Consider the following 19,331-nt stretch of genomic DNA (forward strand, 5'->3'; position numbering starts at 1 on the left):
TATTTATTATGAGTTATTCCGGTTGTAAAACAGGATGTCTTTGCACCTCTATATTATGGCTTATGAACCTTAATCACCTTTGCTGGAACTCCTACTGCTGTACAATGCTCGGGTAAGGATTTCGTTACAACTGTACCAGCACCTACAACCGTATAACCTCCAATTTCAACCTTTGGAATAATAGCTGCCCCTGTTCCAATATCTACTCCTTCATGCAAGATAACATTTCCAGAAATATTAGCTCCTGGAAGAATAGTTGCATAATCTTCAATGATTGAGTCGTGACCAATTGTTGAAGATATATTTATAATAACGTGATTGTTGATTTTTATATTAGTAGTGATAACATTACCTGCACATATTATGCTGCCCGCCCCTATATACGTTCCATCTCCTATTACTGCAGTAGGGTGAATTAAAGTTGCGAACTTAATCGTATTGTTTAATTGAATTGCTTTCTCGATAGTTGTTTTCTTCATATTTGGATTTCCGAAGGCACATACCACATATATATCATTATAATTATCGTTCTCTAATAAGCTTATGGGACCAATTACTGGAAACCCATTTCGAATCTCTCCATGACTCGATGGATAATCGTCAAAATATCCAATTAACTCCCACTCATAATTTGACTCATTAATATCTTTAATAAGTTGAGCGACTTCCCTACCAAATCCATTTGCACCCAAGATTACAATTTGTTTTATCATAAGCAATCCTCGCAATTCTAATTAGTAAACACTATATGTGTTTGGTAACTTAATAACCAAATTCTATTACTAGGCTTCATTCTTTCTCAAAGTTTTGAGCAGCTTTTATTACAGTTGCTAAGCTAAAGTCCCACTCTGTATCAATATCTAATGAACGCTCCTTAGGCATAGGAAATCCAACCGTCTCTGATGATAACAGTGATTTCTTTTCTTGAAACCACTTGCACCTTGCTAAATAAATGGCTCCGTTTAAGGAATATACTTTTGGTAAATCCTGACGTCTTACAGCTGTTTGATTCGAATCGATTATGTTTTTCAATTTTGCTTCTTCATCCATACAATACATCCAAAACGGGCTTTTTTCGGTTTCAGTTACGGATACGCAAGAATTGGCATTTTTCTTTATACAATATTCAATACATTGATCAATATCGTTTGCCAAACGGAATGGAGAAGTCGGTTGAAGTAAAATAAACCAATCATATTCATCAAGATGGTGAAGACAATGCAAGACAACCTCAACGCTTGACGATTCATCTAAAGCCAGTTCTTTGGGCCTTATAAAAGGGACTTCGCAACCATATTTTTTAGCCACTTCCATTATTTCTTTATTTTCCGAAGATAACACCATTCTATCAATATATTTGGATTTTTTAGCTTCTTCAATAGTCCAACTCAATAAAGGCTTACCTGCTAATAGTCGTATATTTTTACGTAGAATTCCCTTTGAACCGCCCCTTGCTGGTATAATCCCCAGTATGCGTTCCCCATTAATCATATGCCCCCTCCTGAGATTGAATTTCTCCGGTCATACCTCCCTTGCTGGTACGCCAAGAACTTTTGCTCCTTTTCTTACGTGTTTATTCACAAGAGCCCCTGCCCCGATTAATGCATCTTTTCCAATATGAATTTCTTGAATAACAGTTGCACCTGTTCCAATATGACAGCAACTTTCAACATGAACATTTCCTGATAAAGTAACACCTGGTGCGACATGAACATGTTTACCAATTATACAGTCATGGTCAACGGATGCTTTCGTATTGATGATTGAATTTGCTCCAATAACTGCGCCCGGTTGAATCACCGTGCCTGCCATGATTTGAATACCTTCTTCTAATACAACATTTGATGCAATAATAGCTGAAGGGTGAATAATACTTTCAAAAGTATAACCTAATTTTTTGAATTTCTCATACACTTGTTCTCTAATCTTAGTTGATGCAACTGAACCTACTCCATTCACCAACTTGATTTCATCTGGTTTGTAATCTAAAACCTTCTTATCATTTCCTAAAATGTTTCCTAAAGAATTTCTGACCGGGTTATCACCGATATAACCTAAAATGGATTGTTGCTTAAGATTCAAAATGTCTGTTAATACAAAAGCATGATCTCCGCACCCGATAATAATCAGTGGCTTATTCATAAGAAAACCTGCTCATTTTTTTGATACGTTTTATTCGCTGTTTTCCCTAAATATCCCCAATACCAAAATGGTGAAACCCCATCTCCCGGTCTTTTTACAGTAAGGTTATCGCTTGAAAATGTTTCTCCTTTTTTTATTTGTTTAGAAGCTACAATACTCTTTCGTATAACAGATTTGTTTTTCAGTTCAGATAAAGAAGGGATTTTAACCGATTGACCAAGAGAAGCTTCGACCTGACGAATGGCGGAAACCATCTCGGTAAAATCATCTGCATTAAGTGATGCCTTATGGTCAGGACCAGGTAGGTCACAATCCAATGTGATATGCTTTTCAATAACGACAGCTCCCTTTGCTACTGCGGCTATTGGAACGGCAATACCTTTCGTATGATCTGAATACCCAACAGGAAGGGCAAATGCCGTTCGTAACGTATCGATCACATTTAAGTTAACCTCATCAAACGGAGCAGGATATTCGGTCGTGCAATGCAGTAACGTCACGTTAGCTTGTAAAAGTTTCTGTCCATCTTCACTACAAAACGCTTTTTCAAACGCTTCAATCGAAGGCGCTTCCTGGGGATCTGATTGATAACCAAAGGCCAGAACACCTAATGCTTTTTCGATATCTGCAATGGAACTCATCCCAGTGGATAAAAGAATTGGTTTTCTCGTCTTTGCCATTTTCAGCAAAAGCGGAGCATTTGTAATTTCACCTGATGCAACTTTTAATTTAGGGACATGAAAGGTGTTGACTAACAAGTCAATACTTGGTTCATCAAACGGAGTAGATAGAAACTGGATGTTCGTCTTTTTACAATGCTCCATTAGTTCTTCATGCATTTTTTCGCTTAATTCTAATTTTTTTATCATTTGGAATTGTGATTCGGCTGGGTCTGTATACTTCGTTTGGTAATTAGCTTTTGACGCCGTTTCCGTTACACATAAGTCTGTTATAAACGTTTGAAATTTTATAGCATCCGCACCGGCTTTCGCCGCGACATCAATTAGTTTTTTCCCTAATTGAATGCTTCCATTATGATTAACTCCTGCTTCAGCTATGATAAAGGTCTTACCCATTTAAATCACTTCCTTTATCAACATAAATCCTTCTGCAAACTGAAACCCGGAAGATGAACCCCGATAAGCAGATAGCGCCCTTATCGCTTCTTCACTTCTTGGGAATGGAAATTCTCCCATTTCACTCTGGAAAACCTTCATGATTTCAATTTTTCGATCAAGGAAACTTGTTATATCTACATATACATTTGGGCTAAACTTTGTATGAGAAGGATTGATTCCTAATTCCGTTTCTGACAGTGTTTCATAGACGAGGATGCGTTTTATAAAAGGATAACGAAACCATTTTGTACAAGACATCCCGCTCTCAAATACAAATTTATGATCGCTGTGAATGTCTCCAGGGTGTGGAAGATAGACGGTGTCAGGACGGATGTTATGAAACGTTTCTCCTATTTTTTGAACCATCTTTTTCATCGGCGCGGTATCTAATTGTGCTGTAGGAAAACCAAGTATAGAAACAGAGTCAAACCCATACAGATCAGCAACTTGCGTCATTTCTAATTTTCTTTTATCAATTTGTTGTTGAGTAAAACCACCCTCAGTGGTTATTTCGGTAACAATTAACCAGTGGATGACATCTCCGTCATTTTTATGTCTGAGTAAAGTTCCTCCGCACCCTAACGTTTCATCATCGGGGTGCGGGGCTATTACTAGAATTGTGCTCATAAATAACTCCCTTCCTTAGGAAGATCATTAAATTCATGCTCAATAAGCTTTATTGCACCATCCCCACATTTAACGATTATAGTTGCATCATCTGATTTTAAAATTTTCCCAGGTTCTAAATTTTTTATTTTGGAAGTAAAGGCTGCGTCTTCTATTATATTAGCCTTCCATATTTTAACTTCCGTGTTATTATACATACAATGTGCGCCAACGTAAGGATGCGTTAATGCTCTTACAAGATTATAGATTCCTTCAGCATTCATTCTCCAATCGATTTCACCATCTTTTATGGATCGCTTTCTCCAATGATTCACATGTGAATTGTTTTGGGCCAATCTCAATAAAGTTCCGGCAGAAAGCTGCTTTGTAAACTCCGTTATTTGTTCCAGTGCTAAACCCTGTAATTTTTGATATAAAGTTCCTGCGTCATCTGTTTTATCAATCCTAACAAAACGTTGATTAATAATCTCTCCCGAATCTGCGCCTTCGTCCATAATGAAGAAAGTGGATGCTGTTTCTTCTAAACCAAGTGCAAGAGCCCATATAATTGGGTGCCTCCCCCTATTTTGAGGTAACGCTGCAGGATGATATCCTATTACTCCAAGTTTAGGAATACTCAAAATCTCTTTCTTCAATAAATAGGACCAGCCAAAACAATAAATTACATCCGGTCTTTTTTCCTCTAACCATCTGGTCATAGGAAGTTGATTATTCCCTTCAGCAATAAAGCAGGGTATATTGTGTTCATTTGCTAACGGTTCTAATGAACAAAAATCAGAATTGAATTTTGATTGTCTCCTTGTAATAACTCCTATCACCTCTATTGATGAACTTTGCATAGACAAGAGATGTTTTAGAACTTGATGACTATAATGAACACAACCAATTACAATTATTTTCATTCGCATTGCTCCAGGTCATAAAATTTTTTCATCAGTACATCTTCAAGGGAGACTTCCTTCAAAACCCTTTTAATTTTTTGAGCAACTTTTCCAGTACCATATGGGGACGATATATGTTTCAATTTTTGTTGAAAATCTTCTGATATTGCTTTTGTAATAGCTAAAATAATATCATCAGAATTCTCTTTACAATCGATGATTGATTCAGCTTTAAGTCTCCCCTTCTGACGGTCGCCTAAATTAACCGTTGGCTTTTGAAAAAAAGGAGCTTCAACCAATCCACTGGATGAATTCCCAATAACCACATCAGAGTGCCTGATAGCACTTAGATATCGTAATTGTCCCAGAGAGGTATAGGCTATTGATCGTTCAGGATTCTGCTGGACAAATTCATCAATCATTTGATTAATAAGCCGACCCTCTGTATCAGAATTCGATTTCGTAAAAATAATCTGGGCATCTTTATAGGTATCTAGTGCTTTTAGAAGCTCTTTCATGGCGCCTAATGGCCCCATTTTATTTAATGTTACTGGATGGTAAGTAACAAGGAAAGTTTTTCTTCTTAATGGAAATTGAATAGCATTCTCAAATTCTTCTTTTTCCAATAGTTTCAAACGATGGATATTGTCGATGGCAGTTGCACCTACATTCCAGACTCGCTCAGGGTGTTCCCCTAGTTGAATAACCCTTTTTCGATAAGGTTCAGCCGCCACAAAATGGAGATGGGCCATTTTTGTCACCGAGTGCCTGATGGCTTCATCGATTAATCCCTCTGTGGTTTCTCCTCCATGTATATGGGCAATAGGGATTCTTGCTACCATCGCTGCCTGCGCAGCAGTTAATATTTCGTACCGATCACCTAACACGACAAGTAAATCTGGGCTTAACTGTTCAAATACCTCTGCAAACCCCATTGTTGCGACACCCATAGATTTAGCAATACCAACTGGTGTATCGCTCGAAAGAAGCATTTCAACTTTTCTATCAATCTTAAATCCATCCTTCTCGATTTCTCGATAAGTCAAGCCAAATTCAGGTGATAAGTGCATACCCGTTACAACAATTTGCAGAGATAAATCAGGATCTTCATCAATTTCCTTCATTAGCCAATATAACAATCCATATTCTGCTCTTGTACCCGTGACCACGCATATTTTTCTTTCATTCACAAACATCACCCGATTTTTAAAATATAAAGTTAAATATTCACCTTATTTTATGAATGGATTTTATTCCCTATCACTGTTTTTTTTCGTAGTCTTTTTGGATCACCCAGCAAAAAAATAATCAATATAGAAATCATGATTCCTAAAGCAAAGGCGATGCTTATATTAAAGATAGGGTCAGGTTTTACCGGTGTACCATTACTTTGGGCTGCAGAAAGGAGTTGCACATTATTGGTTTTCATTAAGTCGTGAATATTATTTTGAAAATAATTAGCATAAGTATTGGCGATTAGAGCCGCTGTACTAGGTGATTCATTTTGGACGGTAATTTTAATTACTTGTGTATCTTTTACATTCTCAAATTGCACCTTTTGATCAAGGTTCACATTATAACCTTTTTTAGCAACTTCACCCTCAACTCCATCCATAATACGCGGGCTTTTTAAAATTTCTATATACGTGCCGACTAATTTCAATTGCTGATCAAGGTTGATTAATTGCCCTCCGTTTTCATTATTCGTCTCATTTACTAAAATTTCTGCCTCCGCTTGATAGGTCGGTTTTATCACGTAATAGGTCACAGCTGCACTTGCTACAGTAAAAAGCAAAGTAATTAAGACAATAATCCACGAATATTTCCACAACATTCGAGCGTAATCTTTAAAAACAATTGTCTTATCTTCCATTTTAGAAATCCTTTCTTTTCTTTTTTTCTTTATCAACTTATGCATTTTCAAAATCGATTGATACTTTAACCTCACTCGTTTTAGATCAGATTCTTCTTTTTACCCTTTAGGATGAGTTTATTTTTGAGATGGAACCTCTTCTATTTCATAAACTACTGCCTCATTTGACTGATAAACTAATTTAAAGTTTGAAGGGACTTGTGCCGAGTTAGGATCAAACAAAAAAGAAAACTGGGGAAGATACTTACTTGCATACCGATCATAGATAAGATAGTCGCTTTTTACAGGCGATGTGAGTGGACTAGCATACGAATTGGGTGCATGTTGAATCACTTTCTCATCAAGAGCTTTGTAGGAATTTATCCCTTCTACGTTTCCTTCATAATATAAGGGAATCATTAAAAACTGTGTACCTAAGTAGTAAGCCCTTGCTGGATGTACTGCCATTATTGTTTTATGCTCGATATTCGGATCATAAGCTTTAAGTACTTGAGTAATGGCTTTCTGATCGGCTAACTCTCCGTCATCATAACTGTCTCCTTGAATGTATTGATACGTTACAAAAAAAGTTACCATGAATCCAAAACATAGCAGCGTAGGTAGTAACCATTTTTTCACCACTGTTAAAAATCGATGATGTCTTTCATATCTGGTTAAAAGGGTACTGATAAAATCAATCGATAAAATAGTAGATATAACAGTCCAGCTAAGAAATACCTTTGCAAACACAAATGCCTGGGAAACTAAAAGAAAATATAAACATAATCCAGTTACTAGGCTCACCCAGTATATCCTCTTGATTGAAAACCAACTTCCTATCCATGCAGGGATCACAAAAGGACTTAAAACAACGCATGTTTTCAACAAAAGCAAGAGACTGTTCCACAAATTATACAGTACATGTTGGTCATATGATCCAGGATTGGCCAAAATTATATCTCCAATCCCGTTATAGTTAGCATGAAGGTTCCACCACCACAATGGACTTAGATCAAATACCCCATATCCGATGTTTAAATATTGCCATGTAGCAAATGGAGAACCACTTTGTATAGTGTTCATAATCCACCATGGCAAAGAAACTATGGAAAAAGATAAGGCAAACCAAAATAACGGTTTCAGTGCTTTTCTCCAGTCTAATGCAATAAATATGGTTAATGCGACTAATGGAACAAGTGTATAACTCGTATACCTCGATAATCCTGCCAATCCAGCAATCAATCCTAATACAATAAACCGTTTCGATTCAGGAACTTTCAAAGATTGTAACAATAGTAGAATACTTGATACGAAAAATAGTGAATCCAACATGTTATTTTCAGCCTGAATGGAGAGTAGTAAAAAGAGGGGGTTTACGACTAAAAACAGTTGTGTTAACAAGGCAATTACTTTCTTTTGCGTTAGCTCAATAGCTAACTTATAAGCCACGTAAAGGAGCAGAACCCCCGCAACGAGCGAAATTAGTTTAGAAGCTAAAAAACCCGACATAAATAATTGAAGGAATCCTACCAGCAATGAATACAAAGGAGGCCAATAATGAGAAGTCCATCCCGCATAACTCTGTCCGCTAAAAATAGCACGACCTGCAAATACTTGCATTACCCCATCCCATTCTTCGAAGCTAGTATGAAAATATGATAGTGGGATTATAAGGATGGCAAAGAGAATAGGAATAACGAATTCAATCCTTAGTTGAATAAATTTCTTCATGTTCTCCACAATTAATTTTTCTCCTTCCCATTTCGTATTCTTTTTATAAAATGAAACTTTCAAGAGAATTCAAGAGTAGACCAAGAAGAAATCCGAGTATAATCCCCCCAATAACCTCTATTTTTGTATGCCCAACCTCTTCTCTTAATGAATCAAATTTATCTACATTTATATAAATTTGATTCATATTGTTTAATCGTTTCGCATGATCACCGACATATCTTCTTAATTCTATAGCATCAATACCCACAACCCATAAAATTGTTATTCCTAATCCAACAAGAGGACTAAAAAACCCTTCGTTAAACCCGATTAAGGTTGTAGTAGTCATGACGACCGTTGCATGGGTACTTGGAAATCCACCATTTCCTATTTTCCTTAACGCATGCTTATAACCGTATTGATAAAAACGAATAAGAAATTTCATTGCCCCGGAAACGAGCCATCCAATAAAAGGTGCTAGGAAATACAACATTTCTCATCATCCTCCATTTAAAGCTGATACCGTTTTCTTGTTCTTACATAAACGATCAACCCGATTAAAAATCCTAGCCACAAGGTGACGAAACGAATCAATATTGTTACTGAAACAGAGGTCGACTTATCTATTCCATAATAAAGTAACATTCCTGTTAAGCTGCCCTCTGCAACTCCCAATCCGCCTGGAATCATCGATAATGCTCCAGCTAATGTTGAAAACGAGAAAATAAAGATAGCATGCAGAAGATGAAGATCTATGCTCAATCCTTTAAAGATAATAAACATAGACACGCATTCTAAAAACCACGCCATTATACTTAATCCAAATGAAAACAATAGATTTTTTATACCTATTAACCGATACATACTGTCATAAAACTGCAGCAATTGTTCTTTATGTTTTCGGATAATAGGAAACGAGGCCATTTTTTCAATTATCCACGTAACCATTTTTCTAGATTGTAAAATGACTAGCAGCATAATCGTTCCAATCAAAACTGCTAAAAAAAAGAGAAAACCAAATTGAAAAATGACAACCCCTAACGCTGCCAACATAACCATTGCAAGAAAATCGGATAATAAATCTGCAAAAATAACTGGAGCTGATACATGAACCTCTATCTGAAAACATCTTTTTAGTGAATATGACTTAATAAATTCCCCTACTTTTCCAGGCGTAATAGACATGCAGTGACCAATAAACCAAATGTTAAAACTGTCTTTAATATTTAAATCAATTTTTAGTTGGTTAAGTAGGTAATGCCATTTCACAAACCGAAAAACATAACTACTAAGAGTGCATAGAATAGCTAAACCAATTACAGTCCAACCGATAGAAAACACCTTTCCGCTTATTTTCTGAACATCTCCCCAAAGAAGAAAGACAGAAAGGGTTACAACACCCATTACGATTCCAGTTACAAGTTTTGATGATAAGCTTCTTTTCCTTTCCAACTCTTTTTTTTGTATGAACATAGTTGCACACCTTTACCATTTCATTCGTTTAAATAGTTTTTCAGGAATCAATCGAATAATCTTCATGATATAAAACCAATACCATGGCGTGTAGAGAATCTCTTTTTTCTTCAAAATAGACTGATAGATTGATGCAGCAACTTTTGCGGGACTTGCTACTAAAATCGTTGGCTTAATCAAACCATAGGTCATTTTCGTATCGACAAACCCAGGTTTTACGGTTAGTACATTTACCTTTGAATTGGCCAGTCGATTTCTTAGCCCTTGTAAATAAACAGTCAAGGCTCCCTTCGAAGCTCCATAAATGTAATTACTCCGTCTGCCGCGATCTCCAGCAACGGATGATATTGCACAAATACACCCTTTTTGCTTTTTCTCAAAATACCGGGCTGCTTCTTCAAGAAGGATAATGGTCGACGTATAATTAATATCCGTCATTTCACGAATCAAGGAACCGTTCCGTTCCATTTCTTTTTGATCATACATGAGCCCATAGGATACGATCATACCATCTAAATCACCGGCTAGTTGTATACACCTTTCAAAAAAAGTGTTTTCTTCTTTTAATGCGTCAAAATTAATAGTTTTTGCATGGATTTCGTATCGGATTTCAAGATCAGATGCCAACCTTCCTAGTTCTTCCATGTCCCTTCCCGCAAGAATAAGATCTACCTTTTTGGAAGCAAAATGATAAGCTAAAGCTTTTGAGATTCCAGACGTTGCACCTAAAATGAGTACCTGTTTCACAGACAATCCTCCGTTATCCCAAGTCTTCTAGACATCGAGGATGAAAAAATTCCTTTTGGGTCGACTTCTTTTTTTATCTTTATAAATTTATCAAGTTTTGGATACATCGCTTTAAAAGTGGCAGGTAGCATAACTGAGTCTTTTGCAAGGTATATTCGCCCTTTATAACGAAGAACTAACTCATCTAGTTCTTTTAGAAACGGAAAGATCGTTTGATCCTTAATTGGAAAATCTAAAGCCAATGTATGCCCTTTGAAAGGGAAGGAAAGCAATCCTTCATTTTGTGTACCGAAACTTTTCAATACCGCTAAGAAAGAAGCTCGTTTGGAATGACTTAGGTTTTTTAGCATTTCTGTTAACCCTGCAAGACTCGTTTCTTCCGGAAAAACCACCTGATACTGAATAAATCCTTTTTTTCCATAAAGGCGATTCCAATTCAGAATGGAATCCAACGGGTAAAAATACGAATTGTAATCGATGATTTTATTTGATCCATCTTTGAAAGAGTTGTAATAAAAATGATTAAATCCTTTAATTGTTAATGAGTTCAATGGTGATGTAGGCAATTCAATAGGGATATTCCATTTGAATGGTGATTTTGATTGCAACGAAGATTTTGATTGCAATAGAGGTTTTGTTTTTGATTGAGGAGAATGGTTCCCTAACATTAAGACAGAACGACCTAGTGACTTACCTGTTGCCAAACAATCGATCCAAGCAACAGAATAGTCATACTCGTGATCATGTTGACGGAACAATTCGAATGCTTCCTCAAGATTTGTAGCTTTTATATAGTCTACATCAATCATGGCACTATCGATTCGAATCAATTGAATCCGCGCACTTATTATAATTCCGGTAAGTCCAATCCCTCCTACCGTTGCCCAGAACAGTTCGTTGTTTTGGTTCCTTGAACAGTTCAGAATTTCTCCTGAAGCCGTCAGCAATTTTAAATCAAGAATATGTTGCGAAATGCAGCCTGCTTTGTGATGGTTTTTTCCATGAACATCATTTGCAATCACTCCACCAATGGTGACGTATTTTGTCCCTGGAGTAACGGGAAGGAAATAACCCTTTGGTAAAAAAAATTCAATGATTTCCTCTAACATCGTCCCTCCTTCACATTCTAAAATTCCTTTTTCAGAATCAAATGAAAGGAAACGATTTAATTTTGTTAGCAGGAGAAGGGAATGGCCATCATTTAAGGCTGTATCCCCATAGCTTCTTCCATTTCCCCTTGGAATTTTCAACTCCTGGCATTCAACCAGTTCCCGTAAATCGCTCCATTTTTCTGAACGATAAACAAAACAATCTGCTAGTGGGTAATTCCCCCATCCACCTATTTTTTCTTTACGAAACATTTTTTTGTTCCTTTCATTCGAATTATATTTCTTAATAAATATTTATAGGATTGGAGATTTCAAAATTAATGATTACTTAATACATTTTTATGATCAATTATCTCTATAAATCTTATGTTAGTATAGGATGACAATCATGAGCACAACATACATAACAACTGTTACTAAAATATGCTTATCTTCCAATAAGATCTGCTCGGGTTTTCCCCCTTTCCCCTCCTGTTGAATTAAATATAGATATCGACAGATTCCGTAAAGTACGAAAGGAATGCTCCACATTACCAACTCGGCATGTGCTGAATTAAAGGCGAAAAGGGAGTAACTCAGGATGGTACATGTAGCAAATATTCCATTGTATTGATCAAGTAATGCTATTGAATAATAGTTTAATACTTTACGATGTGCTCCTTTTTTATTCTGTAATAAATAAAGTTCATGCCTCCTTTTACTTACTGTCAGAAACAGCGATAACCATAACGTGCAAAGTAAAAACCATCCTGTCATTGGGACATTGATAACAAGTGCACCCCCAACGGCTCGTAATACAAATCCAGAGGAAACTAATAAAATGTCGATTATGACAACATGTTTTAAAAGAAGGGAGTAGAACACATTTACCGTGAAATAGATAATCAGGCATAGAGCATAAAGAACATGAAACAAAGTAGCTACCCATATCGAAGCAACAAGAAGAAAAAACCCAAATGTTAGTGCCCAATAAGGATTTAAAGCTCCAGATGCCATGGGGCGAAGCATTTTTTCCGGATGCTGCCTGTCAGATTCGCGATCTATAAAATCATTAAGAATATATACACAACCAGAAACAAAACAAAATAAGAAAAAGCAAATTAGAGATTTTAAAAATACACCTGGATAGGATAGTTGCATGGAATAAAGAGGAGCTGCGAAAACAATTAGATTTTTAGTCCATTGTTTAGGACGTAATTGTTTAAAGAGAAGATACATTACCTTCATATGGTTAGACAGATTCACGTATAACCACTTCATTGTTATAGACCATTTGTATGCCCCCATAGTTGAATATATAGCATACTATGATTATCTAAAAAAATTGTAACAGTTATCCGGGAATATAGACAAACTCCTAGACACATTTTATTAAAGTTTTCCTAGGAATTTAAGAACGTTCCTCCTTGAAATCGCCATGATGGAACCTTGTGGATTTACCCCTGGAGCCGTACACAATAAACTGGCATCAGATATATATAGATTCGAAAATCCATGCACCTTTCCAAAGGAATCTGTTGCGCAAATTTCTTTCCTTTCCCCCATTGGACAGGATGAAAACAAATGAATCGTCATTAAATTTGTTTTCGACTTTGGAAGAATCTCCGGTATCTTCTTCAATTGTGACAAATTACTAAACCTGTTCATGCCAACTATGCTCGGATGAACAGCAGATGCTCCCCCTTCGAAAAGCAAGGAAGATACCTTATAGAGACCATCAGAGAGATCCTTTAAATCTTCTTCCGTAAGATGATAGCGTACTACTGGATCTCGAAAACCAGGTATGGTTCTTATCGTTCCTTTTCCATGTCCTGTTATCATCGCATAATAAACAGCCATATTTTCCCAATTATGGACTATTTCATTCAAATAATCAGGATGATCAATCATTCCGGTTGCGAGATAGGATGGAGAGCTTACAGAACAGCCGAAACTAAGTCTAGGAGCAAAGTTTTTGACTTGAAAAACGGGTACCCCCAGTTCCAAATCATTCACTTTCTCGTCAAACTGTGCGATTACCTTAAGGGTCGGATGGACCTGCAGCGAGTTGCCAATATTCTGTTTGATTCCGCTTCTTCTTAATAGCGCAGCTGTTTGTACAGCTCCGCAACAAATGAATACATGTTCTGTTTCAATTTTTATTTCTCTTTGGGATTGATGTTTCCCATATAAAACCCACTTTGCTCCATTTTGCTTAATAGACTTAATCCAAGTCTCCGGCAGAAGTTTACAGCCGTGTTCGATTGCTTTCGGTATATACGTTTTTGACATAGATTGTTTATGGCTAATAAATCGCCCATATTGATCTCGCCTTTGACTATAAGTAAAACATCTTGGAACTTCAATCGCTTCCCATCCCAGCTTATCTGCTCCCTTTTTTAACTTTAATGATGGTTTTGATGGTTCATAAGGTTGATAGGATACTGATAATGCCTGTTCACATGCTTTAAAATGCGGAAGCATATCCTTTAAAGATAAAGCATCAACGTCAAAATTCTTTTTCCACTCTTCTAACATATAATCAGGAGTGCGGTGATATAGTCCGCTGTTAACTTCACTCCCTCCTCCAACAACCCGCCCTTCCACATATACAATTTTAGGAGAGCCAAACATTGGAGTAAGGCCTCCATTTCGGTATTTCTCTACCATTTCCTCAGTTGAAAACGATTTAGTCGATTCCAAAGGCTGTAATGCTCCTTCTTCAATCAACAGCACATCCCTTCCGGATTCAGCTAGATAACAGGCTGTTAATGCTCCTCCAGGGCCAGATCCAATCACAACAATTTCATTTTTTAATTCTTCTGCAAAATGAGGAGAGACGGTAATTATATGATTACTCATAAAAAATCTCTCCCCTTTCTTCTTTTACTTCTGAAAATAAACGTAAAAAAATAAGACTTTCATAAAAACGGATAAAATCTCTAAATAAACTTATTTTCGAATATTTCCAAGCTTTAATTTGACGAATTTTCATGTCCTCTGGAAGGTATGGAAACAGTTTACCACCAATAAAAATACCATAAAATCCAAAAAATATAGTTGCTAAAAATAGTGAGAGCTGTAAATAAGCTGCCATTCTTTGAAATTGCTCTATTACAAAGTCTGTCAATTCTTGGTGGAAGGGATATGCCTCAATTGTTTGCTTGACTGGAAATGGTATAGACTGTGTTAAAGCGGAAACCACTTTATTAAAAAGAATATTCACTAGCCATGTCCCCTTTTTAAAATTCTTCTACAAATGATGTTTAAACTTTATGAATCGTCATCTCGCTTCGAACTAAGAAACGAATATTCCATTTGGTTTGACCAAGCCCGTTTGAAATGTAAAGTTCCCCGTTGGCTAAATGATGCTTACCAGTATAAATCCCTTTTGCAGGTAAAGGGCCCATTGGCCTCAATTTAAAAAGGATAGGAATGTTTATTTGTCTACCATGAAAATGCCCCGCTAATCCAAGTGCAAATGTAAGCCTAATGTAATCAAAATAATTAGGGTCATGACAAAGAATGATGAGTGGTTCGTTATATGGATGTTCTCTATATTTTTGAATGACTTGATTCCATTTTCCTCTATAGGGATCTATACCTAACAGAATAAAACCGTCCAATGGGACAGTCTCGTTTTCAAGCAGCTTAATATGATACATGTCGAATAGTATTTTCAAAGAATCAATGTTAGAGAGACGGTAATCATGATTACCTAAAACAGCAAATACTGGAATAGTTGATTCCTTCAAGACGTTTAAATAAGACTCTAATTTGGAAAGTGCCCACATTTTGTCAATATAATCACCCGTTAAAAAGATGTAATCGATGTTTTCTCTCTTGATGAACTTTTGTAGACGTTTAGGTGACACTCTTAATTTCTCTACGTGCAGATCACTAATTTGAAGAATCGTTTTATTCAATCCTAAAGGTGTTTTCACTCGTACAATTTTGACCCACCAAGTTGGGAAGACCAATAACAAATAGCAGGTAATGAAAAAAAGTGTTAACAAAAGTAACAACCACATCAACCACATCATTATTTTTCATGCTCCTTCCCCTTTAAAGCGTTGCCATAAAGCTAACGAAACAATGCGGTTACGAATTGTTGATAGCTAAGTTCTGTCTCTTCATGAAGTTGAAGTGGATCGATTCTTTTAGTTGAATATTCTTTAATCAAATCATCTAGTTTGACTAAATCTTTTACAGAATGGCCTTTCAATTCATAATCTATGTTGAGTTTTTGTTTTAATAACAGCTCATGTACATACAACACGGGAATATGAAACCAGGAGCTCATATTGTCAGCTGCTGAAGAGAAAGGAGTGACGACACTAATGACTGAAAGAAAAAGAGGGATTACTTCCGCAGGTAGACTATTTGATAACAGTGTCAATTCGTTCTCAAATCCGCTAAATTTATCCAGATTTTCATCAGGATGCGGTTTAACAACTAGTTTGAGACCATTCTTTTTTGTAAAAAAAAGAAGATTTTGAAGAAAAGCAATTTCATCCTCAAGCTTTGCTAGCCCAAACTTAGATAAAGGCTGACCAATATATAACAGGCTGGCTGAATGTCCTCTTAAAGGCTGAAGCATTTTATCAGGGATAAATTCGGAATAGGTTCTCAATAAATGATACGGAGGTGCGATTTGAGGAATTTCTATCAATTCTTTGGACTGCTTTTTAATAGGTGGAAGCTTTTCAAGATCAGTAGCAGCAATTGTTTTCACTTTTGGATTCAAACCTTGTGTATAATTGTAAACCCACGGATAGCCCAATAATATAGGAACTTTCATTCTCAACCATTGTTTGACATTCGGTTCGGTATTCTTGTAGATTCCAACTCCCTCTTGAACAAGAATAATGTTTGACCCTAATCGTGATGCTGATTCAATTACCTGGCACGTTAAAAAATCATTATCCTTAAACAAAATAACAGTTGCTGGTGATTCTGTGCAGACGATATCCGCTACCTTTTTAAACAGTTTTCTATTATCGTATACCATTCCTTTCACAGATTGCTTCAAATAAGGTAAGAACCAAAATTTATTTTCCCCTGCAGCTTTAATAGCGATGTCATTCACTTCTGCATTTTCCGAATCGAGGATAAGGTATTGAACCTCACCATTCATATAATGGCTTATAAAATAAGCAAACATCATTTGAAAATTGGAACTAACGACAAATAACACTTTTGTATTCATCAAGTTGAGCCTCCGTATTTTTCAGGATTGCCCTTTGTTATACATGAAGAACGTTTTATTCGTTTTAACCACAATATATTAAAACTTAACCGTATAAATTCAGCTGCTAGTGTAGAAACTACCGCCCCCCACACTCCAATAAAAGGAATAAGAGCAAAATTACCAACAATGTTGATTGCCGCTGCTATAAAACTACTTGATGAAACACTACCCGTTTTTTTAAAATATAGAAGTTTAGTCGCAATAATATAGTTAACTCCCTCAAGCATTTCTCCGATTAATAAGAAAGGGAGAAATCTCTGTGCAGGGTAGTATGACTGGGATGTTAGCATCCGTAATAAAAATCCTGAACAAAAGATGGCTAGAAATCCCGTAACCAAAATGATGACCAAAAAATAAGCATTCATCTTTTCAACTGGTTTTCCTTGTTTTTGTAACAAGTTATATCTTGGAACATAAGCACTGTTAATACTCATATAAAGCATCCGCAGAACAGTCGACATCTGGGCAGCTAAACCATAATAACCTAACTGATCTAACGAAATAAATTTTTCGAGAATTACACGATCCGAAGCAACGATAAACCAGTTACTTAACGTATGCGGCAAAAGTGGAATACTGTACACTAAACTCATCCAAACATAGGATTTCGAAATTGAAAAAGTCATATCTTTTTTGCAAATAAAGAAATAAACAAGTAGAATGGCACCTTCAGTAATAATACTAGCAAGTAACGCACCAGATGCTCCCATATGCAATTTGATAATAACAAGAAGGGAAATAAAAAGAAGCAGGAAACCTTTAAGAGTATAACCTATCATAAAAGACCATGGTCGCTCTTTTACTCTTATAATAGAAAGAAAGAGTGAAGAAAGAGATGTAACAAAAGATAAAATGATAAAGTAAAAATAAAAGGGATCAAGAGGAATACTTTTTAATAATAAATTTCCAATTAGTGGTTTTAAAACGAATAGAAAGATAGAAAGAGCACTTGAAAAGAGGAGTACAAATAGAAAAATTGATCCTAAATATGCTGCTTGCTCTTTTGGTTTTTCTATAAACTCGTAATAAAGCCTTGTAATTGCACCATGAAGGGATAGTAACATAATTAGCTGCAAGACACTTACCAGTGCTTGAATGGTCGTTATAGTTCCATATTCTCCTGGTGTCAAATACAATGTGTATATGGGTAGCAAAATTAACCCCATTGCGGGAGTAATCATGGAACCAATTGTATAGATAAGAGCATTTCCTAAGAAGGAGGAGCTGTTTGAGGAACGTTTTTGCATTTTGGCCTATACTCTCTTTCGTACATTTTATGATGTTTTCTATTTAGAATTAAGGAAATTCTTCATACAGTTAATGACCCGACTTTGTTCATCAATTGAAAGATTGGATCCTGATGGTAAACAAATCCCTTTGTTGAACAAACGATTTGATACACTTTCATTCGGCTGGTGACTGTAATAACGATACCCTTTAAATAGAGGCTGAAGATGCATAGGTTTCCATACTGGCCGTGCTTCGATGTTTTCTTTCTCGAACTTATCAAATACATCATTCAGTGAGACCCCTGTTACCTCTTCATCAACTGTCATTGCGGTAAGCCATCTGGTTGAACGACCGAATGGTGCTTCAGGCATAAATGTTACTCCCTTGTAGTCAGATAATGCATCAAAATAATGATGAAAGACTTGCCTTCTCGCATTCACACGATCTTCTAGAACACGAACCTGAGCTCTTCCGATACCGGCAGATATATTGCTTAAGCGATAATTATATCCGATTTCTTTATGTTCATAATGTTTGGTCTGTTCTCTAGACTGAGTAGCCCAAAAACGGGCCTTTTCAAGAGCCTCTTCATCATCCGAAACTAACATACCACCACCCGAGGTAGTAATGATTTTATTGCCGTTAAATGAATAAACCCCGAATTTCCCCATTCTCCCGCTTGCCTTACCTTTATAAGTGGCACCTAGCGATTCGGCGGCATCTTCTATGACAGGTACATCGTATTCCTCACATATCGATAACAATGGATCCAAATCTGCGCTCTGTCCGTATAAATTAACGATAATAACGGCTTTTGGTAGTTTTCCATCTTTTCTTGCATCTACAAACGCTTGCTTTAACGCGTAGGGGGACATATTCCATGTATTAGGCTCTGAATCTATAAAAACGGGGGTTGCCCCCTGGTAAAGAATCGGATTGGCACTTGCCACAAACGTAAGCGTAGAACAAAACACAATATCATCTTTCTCTACATTTAGCAATTTTAGCGCAAGGTGAATACTTGCCGTACCAGAACTAACAGCAACTGCACCCTTAGCTCCTACGAATTCAGATAGTTCTTTTTCGAATAAATTGACATGCGGTCCTAAAGGAGCGACCCAATTTGTAAGAAAGGCGTCTTTTACATAATCGATTTCTTTTCCGCTCAAATGAGGTGAGGACAAAAAAATTCTCTCTTTCGTCATTAAC

At 36.4% G+C, this 19,331-nt stretch carries 20 protein-coding genes; all 20 read right to left on the reverse strand.

Annotation, left to right across the window (positions count from 1 at the left end):
* Nucleotides 1-53 precede the first annotated feature (53 nt).
* The 20 genes from ACM5BR_RS05185 to ACM5BR_RS05280 all read right to left on the reverse strand — a co-directional run bounded on the left by ACM5BR_RS05185 (nt 54) and on the right by ACM5BR_RS05280 (nt 19,327).
* Nucleotides 54-713, reverse strand: a complete 660-nt coding sequence (locus tag ACM5BR_RS05185) for an acetyltransferase (RefSeq protein ID WP_416826483.1) — start codon at nt 711-713, stop codon at nt 54-56.
* 76 nt (nt 714-789) lie between these two features.
* The gene (locus ACM5BR_RS05190; protein WP_416826485.1) at nt 790-1,491 is read right to left on the reverse strand and encodes an acylneuraminate cytidylyltransferase family protein; all 702 of its coding nucleotides are present in this window, start codon (nt 1,489-1,491) and stop codon (nt 790-792) included.
* Between the two features lie 30 nt (nt 1,492-1,521).
* Complete coding sequence (locus ACM5BR_RS05195; RefSeq protein ID WP_416826487.1) at nt 1,522-2,142, reverse strand: acetyltransferase; 621 nt, start codon at nt 2,140-2,142, stop codon at nt 1,522-1,524.
* Nucleotides 2,139-3,218: an N-acetylneuraminate synthase gene (gene neuB, locus ACM5BR_RS05200; protein ID WP_416826489.1), complete on the reverse strand. Its 1,080-nt coding sequence runs from the start codon at nt 3,216-3,218 to the stop codon at nt 2,139-2,141. Before neuB ends, ACM5BR_RS05195 begins: the two co-directional genes overlap by 4 nt.
* On the reverse strand, nt 3,219-3,887 hold the full coding sequence (locus ACM5BR_RS05205) for a PIG-L deacetylase family protein (RefSeq protein ID WP_416826491.1): 669 nt from the start codon (nt 3,885-3,887) through the stop codon (nt 3,219-3,221).
* Entirely contained in the window at nt 3,884-4,789 is a 906-nt protein-coding gene (locus ACM5BR_RS05210) for a methionyl-tRNA formyltransferase (RefSeq protein ID WP_416826493.1), read from the reverse strand. Before ACM5BR_RS05210 ends, ACM5BR_RS05205 begins: the two co-directional genes overlap by 4 nt.
* The gene (gene neuC / locus ACM5BR_RS05215; RefSeq protein WP_416826495.1) at nt 4,786-5,964 is read right to left on the reverse strand and encodes a UDP-N-acetylglucosamine 2-epimerase; all 1,179 of its coding nucleotides are present in this window, start codon (nt 5,962-5,964) and stop codon (nt 4,786-4,788) included. The genes ACM5BR_RS05210 and neuC overlap by 4 nt, the downstream gene beginning before the upstream one ends.
* A 41-nt stretch (nt 5,965-6,005) precedes the next feature.
* Nucleotides 6,006-6,641, reverse strand: coding sequence for a YveK family protein (locus ACM5BR_RS05220; RefSeq protein ID WP_416826496.1), 636 nt, complete (start codon nt 6,639-6,641; stop codon nt 6,006-6,008).
* Between the two features lie 117 nt (nt 6,642-6,758).
* Nucleotides 6,759-8,351, reverse strand: coding sequence for an ArnT family glycosyltransferase (locus tag ACM5BR_RS05225; protein ID WP_416827841.1), 1,593 nt, complete (start codon nt 8,349-8,351; stop codon nt 6,759-6,761).
* A 43-nt stretch (nt 8,352-8,394) separates the two neighbouring features.
* Nucleotides 8,395-8,826: a divergent PAP2 family protein gene (locus ACM5BR_RS05230; RefSeq protein WP_416826498.1), complete on the reverse strand. Its 432-nt coding sequence runs from the start codon at nt 8,824-8,826 to the stop codon at nt 8,395-8,397.
* A 17-nt stretch (nt 8,827-8,843) separates the two neighbouring features.
* A complete protein-coding gene (locus ACM5BR_RS05235; RefSeq protein ID WP_416826500.1) occupies nt 8,844-9,806 on the reverse strand; it encodes a lysylphosphatidylglycerol synthase transmembrane domain-containing protein in 963 nt (320 codons plus the stop codon).
* 12 nt (nt 9,807-9,818) lie between these two features.
* On the reverse strand, nt 9,819-10,553 hold the full coding sequence (locus ACM5BR_RS05240; protein ID WP_416826502.1) for an SDR family oxidoreductase: 735 nt from the start codon (nt 10,551-10,553) through the stop codon (nt 9,819-9,821).
* Nucleotides 10,550-11,914 carry an FAD-binding oxidoreductase gene (locus ACM5BR_RS05245; RefSeq protein ID WP_416826504.1) on the reverse strand — a complete coding sequence of 455 codons (1,365 nt, stop codon included), beginning with the start codon at nt 11,912-11,914 and terminating at the stop codon, nt 10,550-10,552. Before ACM5BR_RS05245 ends, ACM5BR_RS05240 begins: the two co-directional genes overlap by 4 nt.
* 117 nt (nt 11,915-12,031) lie before the next feature.
* Nucleotides 12,032-12,889 (reverse strand): decaprenyl-phosphate phosphoribosyltransferase, encoded by an 858-nt coding sequence (locus ACM5BR_RS05250; protein ID WP_416827842.1) that lies wholly within the window; start codon nt 12,887-12,889, stop codon nt 12,032-12,034.
* A gap of 144 nt (nt 12,890-13,033) precedes the next feature.
* Entirely contained in the window at nt 13,034-14,503 is a 1,470-nt protein-coding gene (locus ACM5BR_RS05255) for an FAD-dependent oxidoreductase (protein ID WP_416826506.1), read from the reverse strand.
* Nucleotides 14,496-14,867, reverse strand: coding sequence for a hypothetical protein (locus ACM5BR_RS05260; RefSeq protein WP_416826508.1), 372 nt, complete (start codon nt 14,865-14,867; stop codon nt 14,496-14,498). The genes ACM5BR_RS05255 and ACM5BR_RS05260 overlap by 8 nt, the downstream gene beginning before the upstream one ends.
* A 40-nt stretch (nt 14,868-14,907) precedes the next feature.
* Entirely contained in the window at nt 14,908-15,684 is a 777-nt protein-coding gene (locus ACM5BR_RS05265; protein WP_416826510.1) for a metallophosphoesterase, read from the reverse strand.
* 41 nt (nt 15,685-15,725) lie between these two features.
* Nucleotides 15,726-16,850, reverse strand: coding sequence for a polysialyltransferase family glycosyltransferase (locus ACM5BR_RS05270; protein WP_416826512.1), 1,125 nt, complete (start codon nt 16,848-16,850; stop codon nt 15,726-15,728).
* Nucleotides 16,850-18,139, reverse strand: coding sequence for a lipopolysaccharide biosynthesis protein (locus ACM5BR_RS05275; protein ID WP_416826514.1), 1,290 nt, complete (start codon nt 18,137-18,139; stop codon nt 16,850-16,852). The genes ACM5BR_RS05270 and ACM5BR_RS05275 overlap by 1 nt, the downstream gene beginning before the upstream one ends.
* Before the next feature lie 39 nt (nt 18,140-18,178).
* Nucleotides 18,179-19,327, reverse strand: coding sequence for a DegT/DnrJ/EryC1/StrS family aminotransferase (locus ACM5BR_RS05280; protein ID WP_416826516.1), 1,149 nt, complete (start codon nt 19,325-19,327; stop codon nt 18,179-18,181).
* Between the last annotated feature and the right edge of the window lie 4 nt (nt 19,328-19,331).

Origin of the sequence: Ectobacillus polymachus, assembly GCF_048159605.1 — a bacterium.
Lineage (GTDB): Bacteria > Bacillota > Bacilli > Bacillales > Bacillaceae_G > Ectobacillus > Ectobacillus polymachus.

Coding starts and splice junctions, on each gene's coding strand:
- ACM5BR_RS05185 (WP_416826483.1), bottom strand. CDS start 713: ATGATAAAACAAATTGTAATCTTGGGTGCAAATGGATTTGGTAGGGAA.
- ACM5BR_RS05190 (WP_416826485.1), bottom strand. CDS start 1,491: ATGATTAATGGGGAACGCATACTGGGGATTATACCAGCAAGGGGCGGT.
- ACM5BR_RS05195 (WP_416826487.1), bottom strand. CDS start 2,142: ATGAATAAGCCACTGATTATTATCGGGTGCGGAGATCATGCTTTTGTA.
- neuB (WP_416826489.1), bottom strand. CDS start 3,218: ATGGGTAAGACCTTTATCATAGCTGAAGCAGGAGTTAATCATAATGGA.
- ACM5BR_RS05205 (WP_416826491.1), bottom strand. CDS start 3,887: ATGAGCACAATTCTAGTAATAGCCCCGCACCCCGATGATGAAACGTTA.
- ACM5BR_RS05210 (WP_416826493.1), bottom strand. CDS start 4,789: ATGAAAATAATTGTAATTGGTTGTGTTCATTATAGTCATCAAGTTCTA.
- neuC (WP_416826495.1), bottom strand. CDS start 5,964: ATGTTTGTGAATGAAAGAAAAATATGCGTGGTCACGGGTACAAGAGCA.
- ACM5BR_RS05220 (WP_416826496.1), bottom strand. CDS start 6,641: ATGGAAGATAAGACAATTGTTTTTAAAGATTACGCTCGAATGTTGTGG.
- ACM5BR_RS05225 (WP_416827841.1), bottom strand. CDS start 8,351: ATGAAGAAATTTATTCAACTAAGGATTGAATTCGTTATTCCTATTCTC.
- ACM5BR_RS05230 (WP_416826498.1), bottom strand. CDS start 8,826: ATGTTGTATTTCCTAGCACCTTTTATTGGATGGCTCGTTTCCGGGGCA.
- ACM5BR_RS05235 (WP_416826500.1), bottom strand. CDS start 9,806: ATGTTCATACAAAAAAAAGAGTTGGAAAGGAAAAGAAGCTTATCATCA.
- ACM5BR_RS05245 (WP_416826504.1), bottom strand. CDS start 11,914: ATGTTTCGTAAAGAAAAAATAGGTGGATGGGGGAATTACCCACTAGCA.
- ACM5BR_RS05250 (WP_416827842.1), bottom strand. CDS start 12,889: ATGAAGGTAATGTATCTTCTCTTTAAACAATTACGTCCTAAACAATGG.
- ACM5BR_RS05255 (WP_416826506.1), bottom strand. CDS start 14,503: ATGAGTAATCATATAATTACCGTCTCTCCTCATTTTGCAGAAGAATTA.
- ACM5BR_RS05265 (WP_416826510.1), bottom strand. CDS start 15,684: ATGATGTGGTTGATGTGGTTGTTACTTTTGTTAACACTTTTTTTCATT.
- ACM5BR_RS05270 (WP_416826512.1), bottom strand. CDS start 16,850: ATGAATACAAAAGTGTTATTTGTCGTTAGTTCCAATTTTCAAATGATG.
- ACM5BR_RS05275 (WP_416826514.1), bottom strand. CDS start 18,139: ATGCAAAAACGTTCCTCAAACAGCTCCTCCTTCTTAGGAAATGCTCTT.
- ACM5BR_RS05280 (WP_416826516.1), bottom strand. CDS start 19,327: ATGACGAAAGAGAGAATTTTTTTGTCCTCACCTCATTTGAGCGGAAAA.